At 51.9% G+C, this 20688-nt stretch carries 18 protein-coding genes and 1 rRNA gene; 8 read left to right on the top strand and 11 right to left on the bottom strand.

Features of this window, described 5'->3' with window-relative positions; translation table 11 throughout:
- Positions 1–37: 37 nt before the first annotated feature.
- The 11 genes from QMF38_RS09825 to rpmH all read right to left on the bottom strand — a co-directional run bounded on the left by QMF38_RS09825 (position 38) and on the right by rpmH (position 9462).
- Positions 38–889: a ParB/RepB/Spo0J family partition protein gene (locus QMF38_RS09825; protein WP_040288732.1), complete on the bottom strand. Its 852-nt coding sequence runs from the start codon at positions 887–889 to the stop codon at positions 38–40.
- The gene (locus QMF38_RS09820) at positions 882–1649 is read right to left on the bottom strand and encodes a ParA family protein (protein ID WP_074693577.1); all 768 of its coding nucleotides are present in this window, start codon (positions 1647–1649) and stop codon (positions 882–884) included. Before QMF38_RS09820 ends, QMF38_RS09825 begins: the two co-directional genes overlap by 8 nt.
- A gap of 219 nt (positions 1650–1868) precedes the next feature.
- A complete protein-coding gene (gene noc, locus QMF38_RS09815; protein WP_006446068.1) occupies positions 1869–2711 on the bottom strand; it encodes a nucleoid occlusion protein in 843 nt (280 codons plus the stop codon).
- 155 nt (positions 2712–2866) lie between these two features.
- Positions 2867–3586: a 16S rRNA (guanine(527)-N(7))-methyltransferase RsmG gene (gene rsmG, locus QMF38_RS09810; protein ID WP_281759324.1), complete on the bottom strand. Its 720-nt coding sequence runs from the start codon at positions 3584–3586 to the stop codon at positions 2867–2869.
- On the bottom strand, positions 3579–5465 hold the full coding sequence (gene mnmG, locus QMF38_RS09805) for a tRNA uridine-5-carboxymethylaminomethyl(34) synthesis enzyme MnmG (RefSeq protein ID WP_281759323.1): 1887 nt from the start codon (positions 5463–5465) through the stop codon (positions 3579–3581). The genes rsmG and mnmG overlap by 8 nt, the downstream gene beginning before the upstream one ends.
- Positions 5466–5501: 36 nt before the next feature.
- Entirely contained in the window at positions 5502–6881 is a 1380-nt protein-coding gene (gene mnmE / locus QMF38_RS09800) for a tRNA uridine-5-carboxymethylaminomethyl(34) synthesis GTPase MnmE (protein WP_309298700.1), read from the bottom strand.
- A 101-nt stretch (positions 6882–6982) separates the two neighbouring features.
- Positions 6983–7633 (bottom strand): RNA-binding cell elongation regulator Jag/EloR, encoded by a 651-nt coding sequence (gene jag / locus QMF38_RS09795; protein WP_006446071.1) that lies wholly within the window; start codon positions 7631–7633, stop codon positions 6983–6985.
- Between the two features lie 49 nt (positions 7634–7682).
- Positions 7683–8681 (bottom strand): YidC/Oxa1 family membrane protein insertase, encoded by a 999-nt coding sequence (locus QMF38_RS09790; RefSeq protein ID WP_281759321.1) that lies wholly within the window; start codon positions 8679–8681, stop codon positions 7683–7685.
- Between the two features lie 12 nt (positions 8682–8693).
- A complete protein-coding gene (gene yidD / locus QMF38_RS09785; RefSeq protein WP_040288737.1) occupies positions 8694–8912 on the bottom strand; it encodes a membrane protein insertion efficiency factor YidD in 219 nt (72 codons plus the stop codon).
- A 21-nt stretch (positions 8913–8933) separates the two neighbouring features.
- A complete protein-coding gene (gene rnpA, locus QMF38_RS09780; RefSeq protein WP_040288738.1) occupies positions 8934–9272 on the bottom strand; it encodes a ribonuclease P protein component in 339 nt (112 codons plus the stop codon).
- A 55-nt stretch (positions 9273–9327) separates the two neighbouring features.
- Positions 9328–9462, bottom strand: a complete 135-nt coding sequence (rpmH, locus tag QMF38_RS09775) for a 50S ribosomal protein L34 (protein ID WP_040288739.1) — start codon at positions 9460–9462, stop codon at positions 9328–9330.
- A gap of 482 nt (positions 9463–9944) precedes the next feature.
- On the opposite strand from rpmH, the gene dnaA reads away from it, so the two are divergent.
- From dnaA to QMF38_RS09735, 8 genes are all read left to right on the top strand, one after another.
- Entirely contained in the window at positions 9945–11342 is a 1398-nt protein-coding gene (gene dnaA, locus QMF38_RS09770) for a chromosomal replication initiator protein DnaA (RefSeq protein ID WP_281759320.1), read from the top strand.
- Between the two features lie 228 nt (positions 11343–11570).
- Positions 11571–12692 carry a DNA polymerase III subunit beta gene (gene dnaN / locus QMF38_RS09765; protein ID WP_058095369.1) on the top strand — a complete coding sequence of 374 codons (1122 nt, stop codon included), beginning with the start codon at positions 11571–11573 and terminating at the stop codon, positions 12690–12692.
- A gap of 2 nt (positions 12693–12694) precedes the next feature.
- Positions 12695–12919, top strand: coding sequence for an RNA-binding S4 domain-containing protein (locus QMF38_RS09760; RefSeq protein WP_281759319.1), 225 nt, complete (start codon positions 12695–12697; stop codon positions 12917–12919).
- Positions 12906–14018: a DNA replication/repair protein RecF gene (gene recF / locus QMF38_RS09755; protein WP_281759318.1), complete on the top strand. Its 1113-nt coding sequence runs from the start codon at positions 12906–12908 to the stop codon at positions 14016–14018. Before QMF38_RS09760 ends, recF begins: the two co-directional genes overlap by 14 nt.
- Before the next feature lie 29 nt (positions 14019–14047).
- Positions 14048–16003 carry a DNA topoisomerase (ATP-hydrolyzing) subunit B gene (gene gyrB / locus QMF38_RS09750; protein WP_281759317.1) on the top strand — a complete coding sequence of 652 codons (1956 nt, stop codon included), beginning with the start codon at positions 14048–14050 and terminating at the stop codon, positions 16001–16003.
- 55 nt (positions 16004–16058) lie between these two features.
- Positions 16059–18533 (top strand): DNA gyrase subunit A, encoded by a 2475-nt coding sequence (gene gyrA, locus QMF38_RS09745; RefSeq protein WP_281759316.1) that lies wholly within the window; start codon positions 16059–16061, stop codon positions 18531–18533.
- A 252-nt stretch (positions 18534–18785) separates the two neighbouring features.
- Positions 18786–19577 carry a GNAT family N-acetyltransferase gene (locus QMF38_RS09740; RefSeq protein WP_281759315.1) on the top strand — a complete coding sequence of 264 codons (792 nt, stop codon included), beginning with the start codon at positions 18786–18788 and terminating at the stop codon, positions 19575–19577.
- Between the two features lie 398 nt (positions 19578–19975).
- Positions 19976–20688, top strand: a 16S ribosomal RNA gene (locus tag QMF38_RS09735); the annotation flags it as partial.

Here is a 20688-nt window from a genome sequence, read left to right as displayed (position 1 = left end):
CCTTTACAAACCAAAGCCGTTACAGCAAGCTTCAGGTTCATGGTGCATGCAAAAGCATTAAGTCCATAATGCGTTTCAAATCTTCATCCGAGAAATACTCGATCTCGATTTTCCCCCGCTTTTTCCCCGGTTGTATACGGACTGATGTACCGAGATATGCTTGCACCTGTTCTTGATATCGTCTGAACTCGGCCGGTAAGTTATTTGATTTTGTTTCACGTGAAACTTTCTTCTTAGGTTCGTAAATCACGGTTTCTAATTTGCGAACACTCCACTCTTCCCGCACTGCTTGCTCCGCTAAACCTAATTGCAAGCCACTATCTTCGACAGAAAGCAACGCTCGGGCGTGTCCCATCGACAATGTTCCACGTGAAACCATATCTTGAATCTCACTCGGCAATTGTAATAAACGCAGCATATTGGTGATATGACTGCGGCTCTGACCAACGCGCTTTGCCAACTCGTCTTGAGTCAGATCGCACTTTTCAATTAAGTTGGCATATGCGTCTGCAATTTCAATGGGATTCAAATCTTCTCGTTGCAAGTTCTCGATTAATGCAATCTCCATGAGAAGGACATCGCTAAAGTCACGAACCACCGCAGGAACAACCTGCAGTCCAGCAAGCTTGGCGGCTCGAAAGCGCCTTTCACCTGCCACAATGTCAAAACCTTTAATCTCACTCTTACGCACAATCAGCGGTTGAATGATCCCGTGCTCTTTAATCGAATTGGATAGCTCTTGAAGCTTCTCTTCGTTAAACGTCCGTCGAGGTTGATACGGATTTGGTCTCAAATCGCGAATGTCAACCGACACAACTTTGTCCTCATCCGAGACACTCAGTTGCGGAATTAAAGCATCTAGCCCGCGCCCCAAACCACGTTTAGTCACGCCCTATCACTTCCTTCGCCAATTCCATGTAGGATTCGGCTCCACGTGACTTTGGATCATAGTGAATAATAGGTCGACCATGACTTGGCGCTTCACTCAAACGAACATTCCGTGGAATAATTGTCTTGTACACCTTATCGCGAAAGAATTTCTTAACATCCTCAATCACCTGCAAACCCAAGTTGGTTCGCGCATCCAGCATGGTCAATACGACACCCTCGACCTCAAGTGAAGTATTCAGATGCTTTTGCACCAAGCGCACGGTGTTGAGTAATTGACTCAAGCCTTCTAGGGCGTAGTACTCGCACTGAATCGGAATCATCACCGAGTCCGCTGCCGTCAAGGCGTTTACGGTCAACAACCCAAGTGATGGTGGGCAATCGATCACGATATAGTCGTACTGATTGCGCATGGTTTGAATAGCACGCCGCAAGCGAACTTCGCGTGAAATCGTCGGCACCAATTCAATTTCGGCACCGGCGAGCTGAATGGTTGCAGGCAGAAGCGACAAATTTTCCAACCCTGACGGCATAATCGCATCCGCCATCGCGACGTCGTTGATAATGACATCGTACACACAGTACTTCACATCCGCCTTGTTAATCCCGACGCCGGACGTGGTATTTCCTTGCGGATCGATGTCAATGAGCAAGACGCGCTGATTCAGTGTTGCTAAACACGCGCCAAGGTTGACTGCAGTTGTCGTCTTCCCCACGCCACCTTTTTGATTTGCAATGGCGATAACACGGGCGTTGGACACAAACAGTCCTCCTTACTAATACGTGGGTGACGAAACGTCACGGACTTTTATCATTCTACTTCAAAACGGAATGGATGTGGCGAAAAAAGTATGGAGAAAACAACGCATTCTAGCATACACCCAGGGGAAAGAGATTGCGAATCAGCGGCCTTTACGGCCGCTTTCACGCAAACCGAAGATAAAAGGGTATGATTTCAATAGTCAGGAAACGTGCACTCATCAGACCGACTTAGGTACACGAATCGTAAACTGATAGAACGCCTCTTCATCTGACTCTTCACACACGACGTCTAGGCCAGTCTGCTGAATCATCTCCAGTGACTGACGTATCGTATTCACTGCCAAACGCACATCTTTCGATAGTGCACGTCGGCGCGTTTTAGAACGCTTGCCCCCCGCTGTCTCAAGCGACGTCAGCTTGGCTTTTACGCGTTCTTCCATCTGTTTGACATTCCAACCTTTTTCCAAACACTCATTCAACAGTTCAATCTGCACTTCCTCGGTTGGTAAAGCTAGCAAAGCACGTGCATGGCGTTCCGTGATCTGCTTGGTTAACAGAGCCTGCTGTACCGTCTCCGGCAAATGCAAAAGACGCAATTTGTTTGCAATCGTAGACTGTCCCTTGCCCAATCGTTGTGCAAGGCTCTCCTGTGTCAAACCGTGCAGTTCAAGCAACTGCTGATAAGCCACCGCCTCTTCGATTGGCGTGAGTCCCTCACGTTGCAAATTTTCAATCAACGCCGCTGAAGCCGTTTGCGCATCGTTCATGTCGCGTACAATCGCTGGAATCGTCGACCAACCAAGATGACGTACCGCCCGCAAGCGACGTTCCCCCGCGATCAACTCGTACACATTACCCTTCTTTCGAACGACAATCGGCTGAATGACGCCGTGTGTGTGAATCGTTTTCGCCAACTCTTCAATCGCTTCTTGATTGAAGATGGTGCGTGGCTGATATGGATTCGACACAATGTTTTGGACAGGGATATCCACTACCTGCGTCTGTGCATTCGCGCTGCCGGAATCGCGCAGACTGATGAATCGTCCCCAAGATTCCCTCATGATGACCCCTCAATTCCGATCAACAAACGAGTATCGACACTCATTGTCGAATTCACCATATAAGCCCCGGATTCCTTCATGGTGACAAACGTTCTCATATATTTACAAAAGACTCACGGAACTGACACGATTCGACATACCGTGTCGTTCACATGTCACAAAGGCTGCTTGCTCGGTACACCGGCTCGCCGGGGATAGGACTTCGACACAAGTTGCAACTGGATAAATGAAGCTAATGTCCGATTCCCTAACCCTCGAGGCAAATCATATGTCAACGGCTCCAGTAGACGACAATGCAACTTGGTGGCGGCGCGTTTGGCATCGTCGAACTCCTCATGTACAAACGAGGGTCCCTTATAGCAGATGCCTGCACCGCCGGGCTTCAGAAAAGGAGCCATATACTCCATAAGCACGTTGGCGCGTGCCACGGCCCTTGCCAAAGTCACATCAAATGTACCCCGCCACGCCGAATCGCGACCCATATCTTCTGATCTACCATGAACACACTCCACGTGTTTCAAACCGAGATCGGCACAGACTTCTTGCAAAAAGTGAATCCGCTTTTGAAGCGCATCGCATAAGACAAACGACATGTTGGGATAAGCAATCGCCAATGGAATGCCAGGGAACCCGGCTCCCGACCCAATATCGATAGCACGGCTCCCTTGTCTTGCCGCCTCTTGCCACACAGGTAGCTTTGCGACAGCCAGACTATCGTAGAAGTGTTTGATATATACCTCATCCTCATCAACAATACCGGTCAAGTTGATGCGTTCATTCCAGTCGACGAGCATTTCATAATAACGAGCAAACTGCCTTAACTGGAACTCGGTCAACGCGACGGGCCACGCGAGCCACTCCATATCATTACCCATGCATCATACGTCCTTCGTACGATTCAAGATAGACGAGCAGGATAGAAATATCCGCAGGTGTCACGCCTGGTATACGCGACGCCTGCCCCACCGTCCGCGGTCGAATCCGCGACAATTTTTCGCGAGCTTCCATCGCCAATCCCCGGATCGAAGGATAATCGATATCATCGGGCAGAACCCGATTTTCCAAACGCTTCTGACGTTCAATTACTTGGGCCTGCTTTTGGATATACCCAGCGTACTTCATTTCAATCTCGACTTGCTCCTGTACTTCAGGATCAAGTTCAACGCCACCTGTCGGATCCATCTCCCTTACCTGCTCATAGGTCAATTCCGGTCGCTTCAGCAATTGAGCGAGTGTTGCCCCATCCTCCAACGGCTGCGAACCATACTCCATCAGCTTCGGATTGGCCTCCGTCGGCTTCACCCGCGTCCTGGACAACCGTTGTAATTCTTGTGCAATGCCCTCTCTCTTCCGCATCATCCGGCTATACGCCTTTTCCGGTAAGAGTCCAACCTGATAACCAATCTCCATCAACCGAAGATCCGCATTATCGTGCCTGAGCAAAAGCCTGTACTCAGCTCGTGATGTCAACAGCCGATACGGTTCATTGGTGCCTTTGGTGACGAGATCGTCAATCATCACCGCGATATACGCATCCGATCGCGATAGTACAACAGGTTCCTTGCCTTGTACCTTGCGCGCAGCGTTGATGCCCGCCATAATGCCCTGTCCTGCAGCCTCTTCATAGCCGGACGTACCATTGATTTGGCCCGCCGTAAACAGTCCTGCGACTCGCTTTGTCTCCAACGACGGCCAGAGCTGTGTCGGAACGATGGCATCATATTCGATCGCGTACCCTGGACGAAGCATCTCCGCCTTTTCGAGGCCAGGAATACTATGCAACAACTGAATTTGCACATCTTCAGGCAAACTCGTCGACAACCCCTGTACATACCATTCGCACGTGTTAGGCCCTTCTGGCTCCAAAAAGATCTGATGGCTCGGCCTGTCGCGGAAACGCACAACCTTGTCCTCAATTGAGGGGCAGTAGCGAGGACCCGTACCTTTAATCTCGCCGCTGAACATCGGAGCGCGATCGAGATTTTCTAAGATGATGGAATGCCCTGTTTCCGTTGTACCAGTCAGCCAACATGGCACCTGCTCGCGTATTGGCGTGTCTGGGTCGAATGAAAAGTGTTTGGGCACTGGATCTCCAGGCTGTGCAATTAGCTTGCTGAAGTCGATGGAATTTCGATTGATTCGCGGGGGTGTGCCCGTCTTAAAGCGAACCAGTTGAAACCCGAGATCAAGCAATGAGTCCGACAGTTTGACAGCCGGCATCTGCCCATTTGGACCACTCTCATACGAAACATCCCCGATAAAAATACGCCCGCGCAAATACGTTCCCGTGGTCAACACGACTGCCTTTGCGTGAAACTCCTGCCCACTCTTTGTGACGACACCATAGACAGCGCCATTTTGCGTCAGTAACTCTTCGACCAAAGCTTGCTTCAGATCAAGGTTCTCCGTCCGCTCCAACGTCCACTTCATATTCAATGCGTAATACGCCTTGTCCGCTTGTGCACGCAATGCTTGAACTGCAGGCCCCTTACCCGTGTTTAACATCCGCATCTGAATGTAGGTGGCGTCTGTGTTGCGAGCCATTTGCCCACCAAGCGCATCGATTTCACGAACGACAATACCCTTTGCAGGCCCACCAATCGACGGATTACACGGCATGTAAGCGATGGTATCCAAGTTAATGGTCAACAGGAGCGTCTTACAACCCATCCGTGCCGAAGCCAAGGCCGCCTCACAACCGGCATGGCCCGCACCAATCACGATCACGTCATATTCGCCGGCAAAAAACCGCATCTCTATTCACCTCTTTCCGAAACTAAGAACTCGTTTCTATTTACCTAGACAAAATCGCGAGAAAATCTCGTCCAATAAATCTTCCCCTGCTTCTTCGCCAATCGCGTAGCCAAGCTGGGCATACGCCGCTTGCAGCGCAACGGCGACCAGGTCGAGTGTAGCACCTGCGGCAGCTGACTCCATAGCGGAGGACAAATCCTGCTTTGCCAATTGCAACAATTGCGTCTGACGTGCATTCGCCATATAACTCACGTCCATATCCACAGCGATGTCCCGTTCAATCACGTCAATTACGCGATCCGCAAGTGCATCGACGCCCTCTCCTGTCATCGCCGAAAGATAGACGACTCCCTCCGACGCCAACCCCTCGATCCACGCTCGCGTTTCGGGTCGCACTCCCCGGTCAGCCTTGTTTACCACAACAATCCGCCGCAATTTACCCGTTTCGCTTGCAAGTGCGCGATCGTCCTCATTTGGCAGTTGACTACCGTCGTAGACGAGAAGGACCAATTCAGCATCGGCCATCGATTGGCGTGATCGATCAACGCCGATTCTCTCGACCACATCTTCGGTTTGTCGGATGCCAGCCGTATCCATGAGTTTAAGTGGGATACCACGCAGATTGATATATTCCTCGAGCACATCTCGCGTCGTTCCTGGAATATCCGTGACAATCGCACGCTCCCTCTGGAGCAGCGCGTTTAACAGCGACGACTTACCGACATTCGGACGCCCGACAATGGCCGTTGTGACACCTTCGCGCAACACTCGCCCGAGCGCTGCCGAGGCTATCAGTTTGTCTATCCGCCTTAACAGGCCTTCTCCGACAGTCAACACCTGTTGACACGCAACGTCTTCGACATCGTGTTCTGGGTAATCAATAGTTACCTCGACATGTGCTTGAAGCGCCAGCAACTCCTTGCGAATGGATCGCACCTCGTCACCAAAGCGACCCTCCACTTGGCGCAACGCCATTTTGCCCGCAAATTCGGTCTTGGCTCGGATTAAGTCGATCACGGCTTCGGCTTGTGACAAGTCCATTCGTCCATTGAGAAATGCCCGCTTTGTAAACTCTCCTGGCTCCGCCATGCGAGCGCCTGCCGCGAGACATGCCGCAAGAACGGTTTGCAACACATGCACGCCTCCGTGTACTTGCAACTCGAGCACATCCTCGCCCGTATAGCTGTGCGGACCTGGCATCCACAGGATGATTACCTCATCGAGTGGGTCTTCCGAATCTGGCTGCACAACGCGGCCATAGCGCATGGTGCGCCGAGCCAATCGTATCGGCTTCCCCGATGCGGTACGCACCAGCTTCTCGCCAATTGACTTCGCCATCTCACCACTGACACGAACAATTCCAACACTGCCTTCTCCGATCGCCGTTGCAATGGCCGCGATGGTATCCTCCTGCACACTCTCACCTCCACCCATCGTAACAAGAAACCCCACTTCGCAGCGGGGTCACTCGAAAATCGTTCAGTTCTATCCAACGGTTCAGCTCTCCGTCGACTCCGTCAATCGACAAAATGATTCCGCTTAGGTGCCACCTTCACTCGTCGGTACGGTTCTTGACCTTCACTCAATGTCGTAATATCGTCCCGCCCTTGTAGATATGTGTGAATCCATTTGCGATCCGCAGACGGCATCGCCTCTAAGGAAACCGGCCGGCCTAAGCGAACGGCTCGCTCCACCGCCTGGTCAGCCATGCGTCGCAAGTTTTCTCGCCGACGTTGCCTGTATCCCCCGGCGTCTACGGAAAACTTGACCACCGAATGGGCATTGCGATTTGCAACGAGATTGACCAGGTACTGCATCGAGTCAAGCGTCGATCCGTGACGTCCAATCACAATCGGTAGCGCATCTTCTGCACACGTTATGGCTAAAGGTACTGCCCCATCCTCTGTCAACTGATTCTCGGCCGTGACATCTGCGGAGATCCCCATTTTCTCGAGCAAGCCGTGCAAGAACTCCTTGGCCATATCAAGCGGAGTCTCCATAACACAAACCTCCACCTCAGCATCCCTGCCACCGATAAATCCAAAGAGCCCCTTCACCGGCTCAGAAATCACGCGAATCTCCGCCTGCGATCTCGAGACGCCAAGGCGGACAAGCGCCGATGTAATCGCCTCTTCAACCGTACGTCCGGTTGCGACCACTTTTTTCATCTAGGCCACTCCCTCAGTCAACACGTTGCACGCGACCCTCGCTAACCGTTTAATCCACCGTCTCTGTGTCCGAACGACTCGTAGACTGATCCTGTTGATCAACTTGTTTGGGAGCACTTGATTTACGCTTCTCTGACTTGCTTCCGCTCGCCGAATCAGCCTTCGACATGTCTTTGTCACCGCGGTTTGCCTTCGCGGGCGTCGTGCGATTTGACCCCTTCGGACTCGTTGAAACCTTGGCAGACCCGCGCTTCTCCCCCGCAGACCGAGCAGGTGCTGCAGCCGTCGCAGACGCTCCTGCTGGCGCCAAAGTACCTTTAGCAGTTGGGCGAGTGATGAAAAAGTACGTTTGAATCGCCGTGATCAGGTTGGTGTAAATCCAGTACAACACAAGTCCGCCTGGCAAGCGCGCCCCGATAAAGAAAATCATCACGGGCATCACAAACAACATGGCGCGCTGTTGCGCGGGCTGGTTGCGCATGGTCAACCACGACGATAACAGTGTCGACAAGCCGGCTAAAATCGGCAAGACGTAGTAAGGGTCATGCTGTCCCAAGCGAAAAATTCCGAGGAACGTGCTCTCACGCATATTGGGATTGCCCAATATAGCGCCGTAAAACGCGTACAAAAACGGGAGCTGAATAAGCATTGGGAAACAGCCCGCAAGCGGATTGGCGCCCATCTCTTGATACAGCTTCATGGTTTCTTCTTGAATCTTCTGGTTGTCACCCTTGTACTTGGAACGAATCTTCTGAATCTGCGGTTGCAACTCCATCATGACTCGTTGATAACGAAGCTGCCGAATAAACAACGGCAGAATGATCAAACGGACGATGATGGTCATAATTAGGATGGCAATCCCGTAGTTATTGCCGAGGTGTCGAGCAAAGAAATCCATCAAGTCCGAAATGCCATGAAGGATAGTACCCCATACGTTATGCGGCCAATGGCCAGGTTTGCTTGGGTACATACCGCACCCGGTTACGGCCAGCACCACTACCGCACTGAGTAAAAACGTCCACTTTCTCTGCGTGCGTTTTGACTTCAACCAGATATCCCCCTACTTTGCCTGCGGAACTTCGTCAACGCCGCCTGGATGCCATGGACCGCATTTAACCAATCGGCGAACCGCGAGCCAACTACCGTAAACAGGCCCAAATCTCGCAACAGCTTGTACAGCGTATTCAGAACACGACGGAGTAAACCGACAAGTCGGAAGCGTCATCGGTGAAATAAACAACTGGTATGCGCGAATCAACTTAATCAGCAACCATCGCATCCGTACTCATCCCCGGTCACATCATATCACGATTTTTGACTTGTGGAGGAGCTTCGACACATCTTGATACAAAATTTGAAAATCCGCGTCGGCAGCGTCTGTACGGCATACCACTACAATATCAATGGACTTGTCCTTCAACTCTGGCAACCACGTCTGAAAAACCGCCCGCAACACACGCTTTAAACGGTTGCGAACGACCGCATTGCCAACCTTTTTGCTTATCGAAAAACCAACACGCACACCATCTTGACGATTGTCGCAATAATACAATACAAGTCTTGCTGTCGCAAACGACTTTCCTCGCCGAAACACACGGCGAAAATCGCGATTTTCCTTTAAACGAAACTGGCTCTGCAAAACCCAGTCCTCCAGTCCCGGTACATTCATCAAAAAAGGCCACGAAACGTGGCCCTTACGCTGATAGAACTTTACGGCCCTTGGCGCGACGTGCGGCCAAGACGCGACGACCGTTCTTTGTCGACATCCGCTTACGAAATCCGTGGTTCTTTTTGCGCTTCCGTACATTCGGTTGATAGGTCGGCTTCATCAGGACACCTCCCTCTTAAGACAAAAGACAGACGTTAGGTACATTACACAATGATACTCCTCTTGTCAATCGAACAGCCATCCACCTATCCACATGTGGATAACACATCTCATAACTCTATTTTGTTTTCCACAACCTCGCCCCATCCACAGCAACGTACACATTTCCACAACCCAAATCCACTTCGACACCCTTTGCTATGGATTGTGTGGAAAAGATACATTTCGACATTGCTCGACTCTGAATTCATCTGCTATGATAAGCCCTATCGTTATCCACAGACGCTGTGTATGATTCGCTTATATCCACAGCTTTATCCACAGGTTGTGGATAACCTTTCCCACAGCCTATTTATATGTTGATAGATTCGTAGAATATATCCACAGGGACGCCTCTTTGAAGGATTGCCGTCACTTGTCATTCCTCGACTCCCAGGTGCTGTGGATAACTTTTTCTTTCATCACTAGGGGGCTTCTTGTCATATGAGTGCAGGCTTAGACGCGACGTACCTTGATACCCTCTGGGATCAGGTGCTGATCATGCTCAAGGAGCGCTTATCCGGCCCGACATTCAACATCTGGTTTGAAGAGACAAAGATTGTACGGCTAGATGAGGAAGCGCGCATTTTATATGTCCTTGTGCCGTCTACCTTTGTACGAAACTGGATTGAACAGCGCTATACATCCATGATTCAAAACCTCATTATTGCGCTGACAGAGCAGGAGTATCGGATTCGATTCGTTACGCCTTCTAAAGAAGAACAAACGGCGGCAACATTGGAGACGCCAGCGGCGGATCGCCAACCTGCGCAGACAGCTGGACAAGCGGCGACCGAAGAGGACGGGGATACCACCGCGTCTCTCATCCCTCGCTACACCTTTGAGACCTTTGTCATCGGTGCCAGCAACCGATTCGCACATGCCGCGTGCTTGGCTGTCTCGGAGCGACCGGCACAAGCGTACAACCCATTGTTTATTTATGGCGGTGTCGGCCTTGGCAAGACGCACCTCATGCACGCGATTGGGCACTACGTCAAAGAGTACAACCCGTTGGCCAAGGTTCGCTATTTGTCATCCGAGCGCTTCACCAATGAATTCATCACGGCCATTCGCGACGGCAGTACAGAACTGTTTCGAAGCAAGTATCGCTCGATAGACGTCCTGCTGATCGACGATATTCAATTTCTTGCAAACAAAGAACAGACCCAGGAAGAGTTTTTTCACACGTTCAACAGCCTTCATGAAGCGGGAAAACAGATTGTCATCAGCAGCGATCGCCCGCCGCGTGAAATCCCAACACTGGAAGACCGCTTGCGATCGCGCTTTGAATGGGGGCTCATCACCGATATTCAGCCGCCAGATCTCGAAACCAGAATCGCTATCCTGCAGCGAAAGGCGAAGTCCGACGGACTCGATATCTCCGAAAATGTACTTGCGTATATTGCGGATCAGATCGACTCCAATATTCGCGAGCTGGAAGGAGCACTCATTCGTGTCGTCGCGTACTCGTCGTTGGTCAATGAAGACGTAACGCCCGAACTTGCACAGGTGGCGCTAAAAGATATTATTCAGCCCAACCGGCCGCGCGCCGTCACGGTCAACCAGGTACAAAAAGTCGTCAGTGATCACTACGGCCTGCGCATCGACGACTTACGTGGCAAAAAGCGCACGCGCAATATTGCGTTCCCGCGCCAAATCGCCATGTATTTGACACGCGAATTGACCGACATGTCGTTGCCACGCATTGGAGAGGCGTTCGGTGGGCGCGATCACACTACAGTCATGCACGCTTGCGATCGCGTCGCGGAGGAAATGGAGAAAGATGCGGACTTGCGTGCAACCATCGACCGACTGGCAGAGGCCATCCGCACGCTTATGTGAATCTGTACACAACTATGCACATGTGGACAACGTAATTTATGCACTTATCCACACGGTTATCAACAAGCTGTGTATGATATATTTCTTCATGATCCGACACTTATCCACATGATTCACCGCACCTATGACTATGAATACGATCTTGTTAAAGATCTAACCTACTTATTCTAAATTAAGAAAACGAGACACCTAAGGCTCATCTTCAGCCTCAGGAAGGAGTCGACGTGCATGCGTTTTGCCATTTCCAAAACGGCGTTGGTACTTGCGATACAAACCGTTTCGAAGGCTGTGGCAGTCCGTACCCCGAAACAGGCATTGACAGGGATTTTGCTTGAAGTTCGCGAACATGAACTCATTGCAACGGCATATGACTTGCAATTGGCGATTCAAATGCGAATCCAAAGCGATGAACATAATCAGCTGACCGTGCTTGATCCGGGCTCCATCGTGCTGCCGGCGCGTTACTTCAGCGACATTGTCCGCAAACTTCCGGACACACAAATCACTATGCATGTTGCGAGCAACTATATGACTGAAATTTCATCTGGTAAGGTGCAATTCCATCTACATGGCATCGATGCCGATGAATTCCCCGAGTTACCCAAGTTTCTCGGTATCACAGGAGCCCAAATCCCATCATCCACACTCGCAAGACTGATTGAAACGACTGCTTTTGCCACGGCGACGTCGGAAGTGCGTCCCATTTTGACAGGGATTTCGATCACGTGTAAAAATGACGAACTGACTTTTGTCGCAACCGATGGTCTGCGCTTGGCCAAACATCGCGTCGTCCAAGCCGATCTTCCAAACTGGGAAGCCGTTATACCAGGAAAGTCACTGGTTGAACTAGCCAAGATCTTGCCGGACAACGATGAGCCAGTTGATATCTATCTGACGCCCAGCCACAGTTTGTTCGTTTGCGGACAGACCAGTTTTTATACACGCTTGCTCGAAGGCACGTATCCTGATACTTCTCGCTTGATCCCTACATCAGCCAAAACCGAACTGGTCGTATCAGGTGATGAAATGCTCGGCGCGATTGACCGGGCTGCTTTGATTGCGCGCGATCGCGATAACAACATGGTTCGCCTTGAAATGGAACAGGACGCCATTACGGTCTCATCCAGCTCGCCGGAAATCGGCAATGTCTCAGAAACGGTACAAGTCCTGCAGAGACAAGGGGAAGACCTGCAAATTGCATTTAATGCGCGCTATGTCATGGATGCGTTGCGAGCTCTCAACGCAGCGGAAGTCAACATTCGGTTTAACGGTCCAACACAGGCATTTGTCATAGAAAAGACAGGCGACTCATCGATCCTCCAGCTGATTTCGCCAGTGCTGTGGAGGTAAACATGGACGTACGCATAGAAGATGGGTACATCACATTGGGGCAGCTTTTAAAACGACTCGACATCGTCTCTTCGGGCGGAGAGGTTAAGGCCTATCTCGCAGGGCGATCCGTTCGTGTCAATGGTGAGCCAGAACAACGCCGCGGACGGAAGTTGGTTCCTGGCGACATTCTCGTCATTGGCGCAAAGACCTACCGACTGGTCGGAGATGAGCATGCAACTCCATAACCTATCTTTGCTTAACTTTCGCAACTATGAAGAGCAGTCGCTCACCTTCAGTCCTGAAGTCAACGTGTTCTGCGGCGAGAATGGGCAAGGTAAGACCAATGCGCTTGAGGCGATGTTGTTGCTGGCTGTAGGTAAATCTCACCGTACGAATAAAGACAGGGATATGGTTCGTTGGGCTGCCGATACGGCCACGATCACTGCTGACATTGAGTGTCGTACGGGTTCTCGTTCGCTTCGCCTTGAGCTTGGAGGAAACGGTCGAAAAGCGTATATCAATCGCCTTCAGTTAGGGAAAATGACCGATTTTATCGGTCATTTTCAGGTTGTACTCTTTGCGCCAGAGGATCTCCAATTGGTCAAGGCAGGTCCTCGTGAACGCAGGCGGTTTCTCGATGTGGAACTCGGACAAACCCAGCCCTTATACTTGCACCATCTAACCCATTACAACCGCACACTTGTACAGCGCAACAAGCTTTTGAAAGACGGTGCGAGTGACCCAACTCTTTACATGTCCTTTGACGCACAGCTTGCTCATCATGGTGCCCACATACTCCACCGTCGACTGCGTTTTCTGGAAGAGTTACAGCGTTACGCCAAGCAGATTTACGAAGAAATTTCCGAAGGACGTGAAGAGTTCACTTTCCGCTACGCGAGTTCAGTTGGTGAGGTTCAAGAAGGTCTGTCAATTGATGAGATTGCAGAACGAGTAGAACAGGCACTGGCCAGTAAGCACTCGACAGACATGAGGATGGGATACACATCGGTCGGTCCGCACCGCGACGATTTGCGGCTTTATTTAAACGGCCAAGATGTCCAAAGCTTTGCCAGTCAGGGACAGCAGCGGACCATTGCGCTCGCTTTGCGCCTGGCCGAGATCGACTTTATGTATCAGGAACTAGGCGAATATCCTGTGTTGCTCTTGGACGACGTACTCTCTGAGTTGGACGATAGGCGACAGCGAAATCTTGTGTTGTCCATGAGCCGAAAGGTACAAACGATGATTACAACGACGAGCCTATATCACCTAGAGCGAGAGCTGGCGGATGGCGCCCGGCTCTTCCGAGTCGCTTCTGGTATAATAAGCTGTGATAACGTCTGAACGAGCAAAAACTCGGTGATTCTGTAAAGATGAACATCCGAGAGGTTTTGCTCTGTCTTGACGTGAGTGTGGAGGGAACCCAGTTGTCAGAACAAGTGTACGACGAGTCGCAAATAGAAGTCCTGGAAGGCTTGCAGGCTGTGCGAAAACGCCCTGGTATGTACATCGGATCGACCAGTGTTAAAGGCCTGCACCATCTGGTCTGGGAAATCGTCGACAACGCGGTCGACGAAGCACTGGCGGGGCGATGCACGAGAATCGTCGTCCAGGTTCACCCGGATAATAGCGTCAGTGTTATAGACAACGGCGCCGGGTTTCCCGTCGGAATTCACGCCAAGACAGGGCGGCCGGCGGTTGAAACGGCTTTAACGGTCCTGCACGCCGGTGGGAAGTTTGGTGGTGCCGGATATAAAGTGTCAGGTGGTTTGCACGGCGTTGGTGCATCCGTTGTAAATGCTCTATCCGAATGGCTGAAGGTGGAGGTTCATCGCGATGGCAAAATCCACGTCCAAGAATACGAGCGCGGAACTCCGCTTTATGATTTAAAGGTTGTTGGTGAGACGGATCGGACAGGCACGACGGTTACGTTCCGGCCGGACCCAGAGATTTTTACGGAGACCACAGAGTTTTCCGCGGAGACTTTGCAAAACCGTTTGCGGGAGCTGGCGTTTTTAAACGCTGGGCTCGAAATTGTGCTCGAAGATGAACGCGAAGGTGGCAAGCGATTTGAGTACCACTACGAGGGTGGCGTCAAGGAGTTTGTCCTTTACTTGAACCATTCAAAAGACGTTCTGTTTGCTGAGCCAATTTACGTACAGGGTGTCAAAGACGAGGTCACGGTCGAGATCGCCTTACAGTATAACGATGGCTATAGTTCCACCTTGTACTCGTTCGCAAACAACATCAACACAGGTGAAGGCGGCACGCATGAAGCGGGCTTTAAAAGTGCACTGACCCGCATTATCAACGACTATGGTCGTCGCAATAACCTCATCAAGGGCAGTGACGGCAGTTTGACGGGTGACGACGTTCGCGAAGGGCTGACGGCGGTTGTCAGCGTTAAGGTCCCGGAACCACAATTTGAGGGACAAACAAAGACAAAGTTGGGCAATAGCGAAGTCCGCGGGATCGTGGAAAGTTTGTTTGGGGAACGCCTACAAATCTTTCTCGAAGAGAATCCGGCCGTAGCTCGGAGAATCCTCGAAAAATGCGTGCTCGCGGCCCGCGCTCGAGAAGCTGCGAAACGAGCCCGTGAACTTACTCGCAACAAGAAGATGGAAGTCACAAGCTTGCCCGGAAAGTTGACGGACTGCGTTTCAAAGGATCCGGAAGTGTCCGAACTGTACTTGGTTGAGGGCGACTCAGCCGGCGGATCGGCAAAGGGCGGGCGAGATCCACAAACACAAGCCATCCTGCCGTTGCGAGGAAAGATTATCAATGTCGAAAAGGCCCGTTTGGACAAGGTATTGTCCAACGAGGAAATTAGGGCCATTATCACCGCGTGTGGCACAGGCATTGGCGACGAATTTGATTTGAGTAAAGCACGCTATCACAAAATCGTCATCATGACGGATGCCGATCACGACGGCAGCCACATTCGCATTTTGCTGCTGACATTGTTCTATCGGTTTATGCGACCGCTTATCGATGCAGGCTATATCTATATCGCACAGCCGCCGCTTTACAAGATCGAGAAGGGCAAAGTCATTCGCTATGCGTACTCGGATGCACAACTGGAGCAAGCGTTGCAAGAAATGGGCCGACAGGGCGTGAAATTGCAACGGTATAAGGGGCTCGGGGAAATGAATGCAGATCAACTCTGGGAGACGACGATGGATCCAGAGTCCCGCACCCTGCTGCAAGTTACGATGGAAGACGCCATGGACGCCGACATGATCTTCAGTACCTTAATGGGCGACAAGGTCGAACCGCGCCGGGATTTTATTGCAGAGCACGCGCGCTATGTGCGGAATCTCGACGTATGATCGCGCTCTACTAAGGGGAGCCCAGATGGGGAATTTCCGATGAGGGGTGAATGGCATGGCAGAACAGAATAGTTCTCGCGGCGTCCTACCGGTCGATATCAGTCAGGAGCTGCGAAACTCGTTCATGGATTACGCGATGAGCGTCATCGTTGCCCGGGCAATTCCCGATGTCCGCGATGGCCTTAAGCCTGTCCATAGAAGAATTTTGTATGCGATGTACGACGCCGGCATGACGCCGGACAAACCGTATAAAAAATCGTCGCGTATCGTAGGTGACGTTCTCGGTAAATTTCACCCGCATGGTGACACAGCCGTATACGACGCACTGGTGCGCTTGGCGCAGGATTTCTCGACGCGGTATCCACTAGTCGATGGCCACGGTAACTTTGGCTCCATCGATGGCGATTCGGCCGCTGCCATGCGGTATACCGAATCTCGTATGTCTGCGATCGCGCTCGAGTTGCTACGCGATATCAATAAAGAGACGGTCGACTTCATCCCGAACTATGACGAGCAAGAGCAGGAGCCTGTCGTTTTGCCCTCGCGGTTTCCGAATTTGCTTGTCAACGGATCGAGTGGCATCGCTGTGGGCATGGCGACCAACATTCCGCCACACAACCTGCGTGAGGTCATCGATGGTGTCATCATGCTTATCGACAGACCTGATGCCACGGTTGACGATCTCATGAAGGTCATCAAAGGCCCCGACTTTCCGACAGGTGGTTTGATTCTCGGCCGTGATGGGATCCGCAAAGCGTATGAGACGGGACGAGGATCCATCACAGTTCGTGCGGTCACGCACTTTGAAGAGATGTCGGCAGGCAAAACGCGCATTGTTGTCACGGAAATTCCATACCAACAGAACAAGGCGCGCATTGTCGAGAAAATCGCGGAATTGGTGCGCGATAAGAAGGTCGACGGTATTACCGATTTGCGCGACGAAAGTGATCGGAAGGGCATGCGCGTCGTGATCGAGTTGCGGCGCGACGTGCGGCCACAGGTCGTGTTGAACAATTTGTTTAAACACACGAGCCTGCAGGCGAGCTTTGGGGTTATCAACTTGGCTCTGGTCAACGGCGAGCCAAAGATTCTGACGCTGCGGGAGACGCTGGTCCATTATCTCAATCACCAGCGCGAAGTCGTACGGCGACGTACGCAGTATGATCTAAACAAGGCCGAAGCGCGTGCACACATTCTGGAGGGACTCCGGATTGCGCTCGATCACTTGGACGCCGTGATCGCACTCATTCGAGCATCGCAAACGGTTGATGAAGCACGCGAAGGTCTGATGACTTCGTTCGGTCTCTCCGAGGAACAGGCGCAGGCCATCCTCGACATGCGCTTGCAGCGTTTGACTGGCTTGGAACGTGAAAAAATTGAGCAGGAATATGCGGAGTTGATGGAGCGCATTCGCTACTTACGTTCCATTTTGGCTGATGAGTCGTTGCTCTTGGGCGTGATTCGCGATGAGCTGAAGGAGATTCGCGACAAGTACGGAGATGATCGGAAATCGAAGATCATCGCGGCGGAGGGCGAGATTAACGAGGAAGATTTGATTCCCGTGCACGACGTCGTGATCGCAATCACGCATCGCGGCTATATCAAGCGGATTCCACTTTCGACGTACCATAGCCAGAAGCGCGGGGGACGTGGCATGTCGCTCATGGGAACGCGCGATGAAGACTTCGTCGAAGGCTTACATGTCACATCAACGCACGATTATCTTTTGTTTTTCACCAATCGCGGGCGCATGTATGCCATTAAGGCGTACGACGTGCCGGAGTTCAGCCGGCAGGCGCGTGGCATTCCGATCGTGAATCTGCTGAATGTCGAGCAAGATGAGAAGATTAACGCTGTGATTCCTGTGAAGTCGTTGGATCCGGCCGAGATCGAAGGGATCAATCTCGTCTTTGCAACCCGCCAGGGCATCGTCAAGAAGACGCCGCTCAGCGAGTACTCCAACATCCGCAAGAACGGCTTAATTGCCATCAATCTTCGCGATGATGATGACGTGGTTGGCGTTAAATTGACAGACGGAACAAAGGAAATCATGATGGTGACTCGCCAAGGCCTAGCCATCCGCTTCCCTGAGACTGACGTTCGTCCGATGGGGCGTGCCGCAACAGGCGTCAAGGGCATCTCGCTTGGTGCCAAGGATGAAGTGATTGCCATGGACGTTGCAGAAGACGATCACGATGTCCTTGTGGTCACGTCGCGCGGCTACGGCAAGCGTACGCCGGTGCAGGAGTATCGTGCGCAGTCGAGGGGTGGCAAAGGAATTAAGACCATCAATTGCACTCCGAAAAACGGGCAGGCTATTGAAATGTGCATGGTTACTGCGGACGACGACCTGATGATCATTTCGCAATCAGGCGTCGCAATACGCATTCATGTGCGCGATATCTCCACGCAAAGCAGGAATACGCAAGGCGTGCGATTGATCAACGTAGATGAGGGACAGGAAGTGGCTTCCGTCAGCCGGGTGGTCGCGGATGATGATGCTGACGAAGGCGATTCGTCAAGCGAATGAGTCGCGCTCGAGTGGGTGGTCGTACGTGCCGCCCACTGGAGATACTCGCCTTAGTTTGCTAGGATGAAATCCGAGGAGGAGACGCCGATGACCAATGTGCTTTGGACGTTTCTTGTGCATACGGCAGCTATGTACCTTGCGTTTGCAGTTTTTGTGGTACTCTGTTTCATCGTCGTGAACGCGCTCGTCAAAGAATAACGAAACATGCTTGGCTGCCGGTTACTGCGGCGGATCGGGAAATGAGGGGAAAGAATGTTCCGGAAGTTGACCGCTTGCGATCACGACCGGGTGATGCCGTTCTTGACGCGCAGACCGTCGCAGAATCTGTTTCTGCTTGGTGATATTGAGGCACACGGTTATGATGCGCCGTTTCAGGAAGTGTGGGGGTACATCGACGATCAGGGCGATGTACACACCGTGCTCTTGCGCTACTTCGGCAGCTATATTTACTCAACAGAAACAGGAGAAGGCTCCGAAGAAGTCGTGCGCATTCTCGCGGCGAACACCGCATGGACTTTGCTTCAGGGAGATTCATTGTCGCTTGCGACATTTCGCAAGGCTGTTGGGTACATACCTAGTCGTACACGTGAGTTCCACTTTGCAGAACGCAAACCCGGTGCGCCACGTCCGTCCATAGATACCTCATTGGTACAGGAAGCGACGCTCGATCACGTTGACGCATTGTTGCAATTGCGACGAACCATCGTCGAGTTCGCGGATAGCACAACGACCCGAGAAAGTCTCAGGCAATCCATTCAATCGCGGACGGGACTGCACTACTTTGTGCCCGGCGAAGCAGGAGAACTTGCATCATCCGCTTCCACTGTCGCCGAGAATTCGCTTTCGGCAATGGTAGTAGGTGTTTGCACCAGGCCCTTGTATCGAGGACAGGGATATGCCACACAGTGCTTGGCTAAAATCTGTGAAACGTACGACCAGCGTGGCAAGGGACTTTGTTTGTTTTACGATAATCCGAAGGCGGGTAGGATCTATCAACGGCTTGGGTTTGAAGAAATCGGAGGCTGGACACAGTTCTATCGCTGAACTGTTGGACAGTCTCTTTTTTGAGACGTTGACACAGGCGGCGAAGGGTGTTACTATGCTTTTCGCCGCTGTGATGGCGGCGCTCATCTTGCCAAACTACGCGTTGTGAGGTTCCTCAAAGATGAGTTGGTTCACCAACATCTTCTAGTGGACAATCTCCATCCTGCGTAGTATAGTAGTCGATGCCGCTTGGGACGGCGCCCTACGGCAACGCCCGGTGGCCAGTCGGTCAAGATGCTGAGCTCGCCAGTGAGTGAGCGATGCAAAACTTACCGGTTGACGATGAAGTGTGAGATGTGATATATTGATTGGGCTGCCTCGAACGGCAGCGTCGCTCCTTGAAAACTAAACACACACCACGCCAGTTCATCTGTCTCGCGTATGCGAGATAGTGAGATTTCATTGAGAGTTTGATCCTGGCTCAGGACGAACGCTGGCGGCGTGCCTAATACATGCAAGTCGTGCGGACATCTTCGGATGTCAGCGGCGGACGGGTGAGTAACACGTGGGCAATCTGCCTTTCAGACCGGAATAACACTCGGAAACGGGTGCTAATGCCGGATAGGTCACGAGGAGGCATCTTCTTGTGAGGAAAGCTGCAAATGCAGCGCTGAAAGAGGAGCCCGCGGCGCATTAGCTAGTTGGTGAGGTAACGGCTCACCAAGGCGACGATGCGTAGCCGACCTGAGAGGGTGACCGGCCACACTGGGACTGAGACACGGCCCAGACTCCTACGGGAGGCAGCAGTAGGGAATCTTCCGCAATGGGCGAAAGCCTGACGGAGCAACGCCGCGTGAGCGAAGAAGGCCTTCGGGTTGTAAAGCTCTGTTGCTCGGGGAGAGCGATAAGGAGAGTGGAAAGCTCCTTAGGAGACGGTACCGAGTGAGGAAGCCCCGGCAAACTACGTGCCAGCAGCCGCGGTAATACGTAGGGGGCAAGCGTTGTCCGGAATCACTGGGCGTAAAGCGTGCGTAGGTGGTTGTGTAAGTCTGGAGTGAAAGTCCATGGCTCAACCATGGGATGGCTTTGGAAACTGCATGACTTGAGTGCTGGAGAGGCAAGGGGAATTCCACGTGTAGCGGTGAAATGCGTAGATATGTGGAGGAATACC

This window comes from Alicyclobacillus hesperidum subsp. aegles (genome assembly GCF_027923525.1).
Lineage (GTDB): Bacteria > Bacillota > Bacilli > Alicyclobacillales > Alicyclobacillaceae > Alicyclobacillus > Alicyclobacillus aegles.
The sequence above is the reverse complement of the archived record's forward strand: the minus strand, read 5'-3'. Positions and strand labels throughout refer to the sequence as shown.